The organism is Pseudanabaena sp. CCNP1317 (assembly GCF_034931345.1).
GTDB classification, from domain to species: Bacteria; Cyanobacteriota; Cyanobacteriia; order Pseudanabaenales; family Pseudanabaenaceae; genus Pseudanabaena; species Pseudanabaena galeata.
This window is the reverse complement of sequence record NZ_JAYGIF010000129.1, coordinates 1-5,845: the sequence shown is the minus strand read 5'-3', so window position 1 is coordinate 5,845 and position 5,845 is coordinate 1. Positions and strand designations below refer to the sequence as shown.

General features: G+C 42.2%; 7 protein-coding genes and 1 riboswitch. Of the genes, 4 read left to right on the top strand and 3 right to left on the bottom strand.

Annotation, left to right across the window (positions count from 1 at the left end):
• The first annotated feature begins 81 nt into the window (after positions 1-81).
• Together VB775_RS22380 and accD are read left to right on the top strand one after the other, a co-directional pair.
• Entirely contained in the window at positions 82-705 is a 624-nt protein-coding gene (locus tag VB775_RS22380) for an Hsp70 family protein (RefSeq protein WP_281009434.1), read from the top strand.
• 251 nt (positions 706-956) lie between these two features.
• On the top strand, positions 957-1,931 hold the full coding sequence (accD, locus tag VB775_RS22375) for an acetyl-CoA carboxylase, carboxyltransferase subunit beta (RefSeq protein WP_281006501.1): 975 nt from the start codon (positions 957-959) through the stop codon (positions 1,929-1,931).
• Positions 1,932-1,936: 5 nt separating this feature from the next.
• Here accD and nagA read toward each other — a convergent pair whose 3' ends face one another.
• Positions 1,937-2,992: an N-acetylglucosamine-6-phosphate deacetylase gene (gene nagA / locus VB775_RS22370; RefSeq protein ID WP_281006500.1), complete on the bottom strand. Its 1,056-nt coding sequence runs from the start codon at positions 2,990-2,992 to the stop codon at positions 1,937-1,939.
• A gap of 271 nt (positions 2,993-3,263) precedes the next feature.
• Here nagA and VB775_RS22365 point away from each other — a divergent pair, with 271 nt between their 5' ends.
• Both VB775_RS22365 and VB775_RS22360 read left to right on the top strand, forming a co-directional pair.
• The gene (locus VB775_RS22365) at positions 3,264-3,473 is read left to right on the top strand and encodes a chlorophyll a/b-binding protein (RefSeq protein ID WP_190578452.1); all 210 of its coding nucleotides are present in this window, start codon (positions 3,264-3,266) and stop codon (positions 3,471-3,473) included.
• 67 nt (positions 3,474-3,540) lie between these two features.
• Positions 3,541-3,750 carry a chlorophyll a/b-binding protein gene (locus VB775_RS22360; protein ID WP_190578451.1) on the top strand — a complete coding sequence of 70 codons (210 nt, stop codon included), beginning with the start codon at positions 3,541-3,543 and terminating at the stop codon, positions 3,748-3,750.
• A 124-nt stretch (positions 3,751-3,874) separates the two neighbouring features.
• Here the strand turns inward: VB775_RS22360 and VB775_RS22355 are convergent, their stop codons facing one another.
• Together VB775_RS22355 and VB775_RS22350 are read right to left on the bottom strand one after the other, a co-directional pair.
• On the bottom strand, positions 3,875-4,723 hold the full coding sequence (locus VB775_RS22355) for a class I SAM-dependent methyltransferase (RefSeq protein ID WP_281006499.1): 849 nt from the start codon (positions 4,721-4,723) through the stop codon (positions 3,875-3,877).
• Positions 4,724-5,023: 300 nt separating this feature from the next.
• On the bottom strand, positions 5,024-5,473 hold the full coding sequence (locus tag VB775_RS22350; protein WP_281006498.1) for a hypothetical protein: 450 nt from the start codon (positions 5,471-5,473) through the stop codon (positions 5,024-5,026).
• Positions 5,474-5,499: 26 nt separating this feature from the next.
• Positions 5,500-5,648: riboswitch (cobalamin riboswitch) on the bottom strand.
• Positions 5,649-5,845: the final 197 nt, after the last annotated feature.

Below are 5,845 nucleotides of genomic sequence, written 5' to 3'. Positions count from 1 at the left end.
AGTAGTTTTTTCTTCTCGTCTTCTGAAAATTCGATTGTAATCATGAATTAATTTTGGCGGCAGTATTAAATTCTTTAGCCGATTATCCCATTTTCTCAAAGCTCAAGTTCTGACCGTCTAAAGTATAATCAATCGGCTGTAGAAATCCATGTGCTACAGGGTGAACGTGCCATGGCAAAGGATAACAAGAGCCTTGGTAAATTTGAGCTAGAGGGCATTCGTCCTGCGCCAAGAGGTATTCCCCAGATCGAAGTTTCCTTTGATATTGATGCCAATGGTATTCTCAAGGTTTCAGCGCGTGACATTGATACTGGAGTCGAGCAAAGTATCAGCATCACTAACACAGGTGGCTTGAGTCCCAGCGAAATCGAGAGAATGCGGATGGAAGCTGAAGTTTATTCTGATGAGGATGCTGCTCGTCGTGAATTAGCAAATATGCGGAACCAAGCATCTAACCTAATTCGTACTGTCGAAGAAATCCTTAGAGATAATGGTCCGTCTGTGATCACTTCAAGCTTGCGCGAACCTACCCTTAAGAATATGGAAGCTCTCAAAAATTTGTATGAAGCTGAAGAAGCTACCTACGAAGATTTACAAGTTGCCATTAAACCTTTGCAACAATCATTATTTGAAGTCACTCAAACAGTCGAGAAATACTCTCAAGTTGAACGGGTGAAGCAAAAGCCTAGTGATAACCTAGAATAAAACTAAGGGGTGATGCTGAGCATCACCCCTTAGTTTTACTGAGAGCGCAAAGCGCTGTATGATGACAGGGTTATACTTGTATTTTTAGCTACAGTTGTGATCTATCAACATTAGCAACTAATACCAATTCACAAAAGTGTTTCCTCCCTTTGTGAATTAAAAATAAACCCAGTAATGGTTTTAAAATCACAAAATGGCGTAGCTATTCTGTGATTTGGTATAAAAGCTTATTCTGTAAACTGTGAGCCGTTATGTCACTGTTTGATTGGTTTGCTGAAACTCGCTCACGCGCAGGTGAAGCATATCGCCGCAAAACTCCTAATCTCAATCAAGAGTCTCAAGAACGTGAAATTCCTGATGGCTTGTGGCACAAATGTTCTAGTTGTGGCACTTTGACCTATGTCAAGGATTTAAAAACCAATTTGATGGTTTGTCCAGAATGTGGTCATCATAATCAAGTTAATGCCTATGAACGCATAGCCCAACTGATTGATACAGGAACATGGGAAGAGATGGATGCGGATTTAACTTCCTGCGATCCTCTAGGTTTTAAAGATCGTAAGCCCTATATCGATCGCATCAAAGAATATAAACAAAAAACTGGTTTAAGCGATGGGGTGATCACTGGTACTGGCAAGATCGATGGCTGTGATGCGGCGCTTGCGGTCATGGATTTCCGCTTTATGGGCGGCAGTATGGGATCAGTCGTCGGTGAAAAAATCACCCGTATGCTAGAAACTGCGACGGCAAAGCGTTATCCTGCGTTAATCTTTTGTGCTTCTGGTGGGGCGCGGATGCAGGAAGGAATTTTGAGCTTGATGCAGATGGCAAAGACTTCGGCAGCTTTGGAGCGTCATCGTCAGGCTAATTTGCTTTATATCCCAGTTTTGACTAATCCCACGACGGGCGGTGTAACCGCAAGTTTTGCTATGCTTGGCGATCTTATTTTGGCGGAACCGAAAGCGTTAATTGGATTTACTGGTCGTCGTGTTATTGAGCAAACCCTGAAACAAAAAATTCCCGATGGTTTCCAATCGTCAGAATATTTGCTCGATCATGGTTTTGTGGATGCAGTTGTGCCAAGAACTAAGCTCAAGCAAAGTCTTGCCATGATTTTAAAAATGCACCAACCTCAAACAAATATTGCCAGCGATCGCCATCTTAATGGTGCTGTTAAGTCGGGAACTGATATTGTATCCGAGGCAAGTTTAGCTTCTGAGGTTTAGCTCTATCAATTGACTTCGCAACCTAAGTAGCTTCTGACGGGTTCATAGTTTGGTATGGGAATGCTTGAGGCGCAAGAGTAAGTAACTTGAGTCCAAGTTAGTCTTGCTGGCGCATCTGGATCGATCGCTAAATTCATCGCATGACGTGGCATATTGATCGCTAAATCAATTGCCTGCAATTCTGTGCAAACATTCCACTGAACCAGATTGTTGACAGCATTAATCAGAGGCAGCGTCGTACCTGAAAGCGTGCCATCGGGTAATCGCGCTGTACCATTTTTAATCGTAATTTGGCGATCGTCCCAAGGATAAGTGCCATCTGGCAACCCCAAGGGAGCAAGGGCATCGCTGACTAGAAAAATTTGTTTTTTCATCCGATAGAGTAGTTTGATCATTTCGGGCGACACATGAACGCCATCAGCGATTAATCCGCACCAAACATGATCGCTTAAAATCGCTTCGCCCAATAAACCCACATCACGATGATGCAAACTTGGCATGGCATTAAAGGCATGAGTGACCATCGTTGCACCTTGGGCGATCGCAGTTCTCGTTTGTTCTGCATTAGCCGTAGAGTGTCCTAAACTGACGATGATATGGCGATCGCGTAAATATTGAATCGTTTCCCCTGACGGATCAAGTTCGGGCGCGAGGGTAACTAGTTTAATAATGTTGGTGTAATCGCCTAATACTTGCCGTAATGTATCGAGATTAAGCGTTAATAGATGTTGTTGTGGGTGTGCGCCCCGCTTATCGGGATGTAGAAAAGGGCCTTCGAGATGGACTCCTAAAATTTTGGCTTCTTGAGGATCGAGATGTTGCTTTTGATACGCGATCGCTTCAGATAGGAAAAATAGTGATCGATGGAACTGCTCAAGGTCAGCAGTAACGAGGGTGGGCAAAAATCCATCTAGTCCCTGCTGATAGAGAAATCGACAAATTTCTGGTAACTTAGCGGCGCGATCGCGATTTAAATCATTAAAAGGAATTCCCAATGCTCCATTAATTTGGAGATCAATTGCACCTTGAGTAGAACAGATAATTCTGCGTAAACCTGTCATGATTTCTCGCGATCGCTAATTATTTTGATTAAGTTTAACGTCAATTCGACATAAGCGAAAAATGGTAAGAGTCGTTTAGCGACTCTTACCATTTTTCGACATTTGCGTCGTGAGAAGCACGACGTAAATACCTTACCGAACTAACTAGTTAGGATGACTACCTCTTTGTATAGGTGCAGCTTAGAAGTGATACATACCTTTAGCTAGATTCACATCTTAAAATACTTTGTTATATTTCTTTACATAAGGAATTCAAACAAAGGAAAAAGCAATGTCTAACAGCTATAGAGTCGATGACCGCGGTGTACTTAACAACTTCGCAATTGAACCCAAGATGTATGTTGAAGAAACCACAAAGGCTGGCTTTACTCCTTATGCTGAATTGCTAAACGGTAGACTTGCCATGATTGGTTTTGTCTCTCTCCTTATTACAGAAGCTGCTACGGGGCATGGATTGATTTGGTTGCTGGGGAATCTATAAATTTTGATTGTTTCCAATCAGAATATTTTCGACAAAGTAAAAAGAACTTCAAACAGAGGAAAAAACAATGACTAATAGCTACAGAGTTGATGATCGCGGTGTACTTAACAACTTCGCAATTGAACCCAAGATGTATGTTGAAGAAACCACAAAGGCTGGCTTTACTCCTTACGCAGAGCTACTAAACGGTAGACTTGCCATGATTGGCTTCGTATCTCTCCTCATTACGGAAGCTGCTACAGGACATGGATTGATTTGGTTGCTAGGGAATCTATAAACCTTGATTTTTCCCGATCAAAATGTTTGAGACAAAGTAAAAACGATTATTCGACCCTACCCAAAAGGTAGGGTTTTTTAGTCTAAATAAAACAGTGGCGTTGCTTTGCAACGCCACTGTTTATTTAGACCTTTTGCCAAAGCTGGATTTCATAACACAGATGCTTATGAAAAAGATTAGAGGCTTGTAGCCCTTCAGTAATCAACTTTTTGATTGACTTGCCTAAAAAGTAGCGCAGAACTTTATAGATTGGAGGCACGGCGATCGCAATTAGATTACCTATATATTTCATTGTGGAAACTCCAAAGGTTTGGAAGCTCTGCACACAAATATCTAGAGTTGGAGCAATATGTGCGGAAATATCATCCGTCTTGATCAACTTAAATCCAGCCTTCTCCATTGATTTATGCAGATCGGCATTAATCAAACAGTTGGAAAACATCCCTTCCTTATATTCAGGATCTTTCCGCAACATATCAGCTAACAGGACATAACTGCCAGATTTTGTCACCACAGCCGAACCTTCGGCGATCATTTCTGGTGACATATATTGAGTGCTTTCGCTAAATAGAACTAGGTCATAGGTAAGCTGTGAAGAATACTTGGCAGGGGCTTTCACAAATTCTTGGAAAATATCAATATGAAATAAAGCCTTTCCTTTGGTGCGTTCTAGGAAATTAGCTTGTTGCAGTGGGTCAGGAGCCAATCCCTCAACTTGCAAACCCTTCTCAATCATCGCCACGGCATTATCACCATTGCCACAGCCGACATCTAAGACTGTATGAATATCGGTTGGCAGAAAAGATAGAAGATGTATTGCGTAGGCTTCTTGGGCAGCACGCAGTTTGGTGACAGTCAACTCATCCGTAGGCGATGGAATTGGTTCCCAATAACCATAGTGAAGATAGGAAGAGCCTGTCAGATCTCGGTAGTACTGGAGTGCAGCGTTTTGGTAGCGAATTACATTGTTCATAGATTAGTTAATATAGCAGTTTTCACATTAGGAAGCTGGAACTTAATACTTAATAACTAACCCATTTTTGGTGAGGGCGGCTAAGCCGCCCTCACCAAAAATGGGTTAGTTACTGATGTTACGTGGAAGGAATTCCTGTCATAGCAAAGGTCTAGGGCTGGCACGGGGGCACAGCCCCTACAGCAACCTCTAAATTTTAGGTAGGGGCAATGCCCCCGTGCTTGCCCTGCTTCGCTAGCAGCAAGAGGTCTACCATCTAAGTTCTACGTAACATCAGTTAGTTAATGGCAGTTTTTATGCTCATTTAATGTATGTTTCTAGGCAGGGCTGAAATTCTTCCCATCGGCGGCTGACTTGCTCGTAACAGTCGGGAGGAAAAATTTTCAGGTTTTGGAAGAGATTGATCTCGAGATGCTGCTCCATTTTCATCAGTAGAACAATCTCTTTATTTGGGGCATAATTCCCCACAGCTTGCACAAGCACAGTAATTAATTCTTGATCGAGAGAAAAAGCTTGAATTGAAGAGATTAATTCTTGTTCAGCAATAAACTGTGATTTGAATTGGGTGACTTCTAAACCTGTGTTACTGGGAGCGATCGCACTGCGATCAATATCACAAACTACGACTCCTCGACCATGTTGCAAAAAGCCATGCCATGCCGAATAGCCGATCATCATCAAGTTTGCGTGAATAAAGCTTTTTTGCCAATAGCCAAAATTGCCTTGCCAGTCACTGTCTTTTAACTTCATCTATTACCTCGTAGATGTAGATTTATGGATTTGAAATGAGCTTCGGCGGGCGTTCTGACTTTTTCTGCTGATTAACAGAAAATCACAGTTGCGGGACAGCGTTGGATTTACACCAATCTTTCCCCATTACTTTTAGTGACTGCTCCTCACTAAAACCGAAAGCTGAAGTCAAAGTATAACATCTAGGGCAATTAGTGGAACGCTGAGATTGGGGCTTGGAGACCAAGCCCCTACCTATCCAAAGATGTAGATACTGTCTTGAGTACCAAAAAGTCAAGAGGGAATTTTAACAAAATTAGGATCGAAAGAACGCTGAGACTTGAGAACACCAAAGACCTGTCGTAACAGCTTGTGCATTACAGCACCAATGAC

Excerpts from the sequence above, each read along its gene's own strand:
- accD (WP_281006501.1), top strand. The coding sequence starts at position 957 with ATGTCACTGTTTGATTGGTTTGCTGAAACTCGCTCACGCGCAGGTGAA.
- nagA (WP_281006500.1), bottom strand. The coding sequence starts at position 2,992 with ATGACAGGTTTACGCAGAATTATCTGTTCTACTCAAGGTGCAATTGAT.
- VB775_RS22365 (WP_190578452.1), top strand. The coding sequence starts at position 3,264 with ATGTCTAACAGCTATAGAGTCGATGACCGCGGTGTACTTAACAACTTC.
- VB775_RS22360 (WP_190578451.1), top strand. The coding sequence starts at position 3,541 with ATGACTAATAGCTACAGAGTTGATGATCGCGGTGTACTTAACAACTTC.
- VB775_RS22355 (WP_281006499.1), bottom strand. The coding sequence starts at position 4,723 with ATGAACAATGTAATTCGCTACCAAAACGCTGCACTCCAGTACTACCGA.
- VB775_RS22350 (WP_281006498.1), bottom strand. The coding sequence starts at position 5,473 with ATGAAGTTAAAAGACAGTGACTGGCAAGGCAATTTTGGCTATTGGCAA.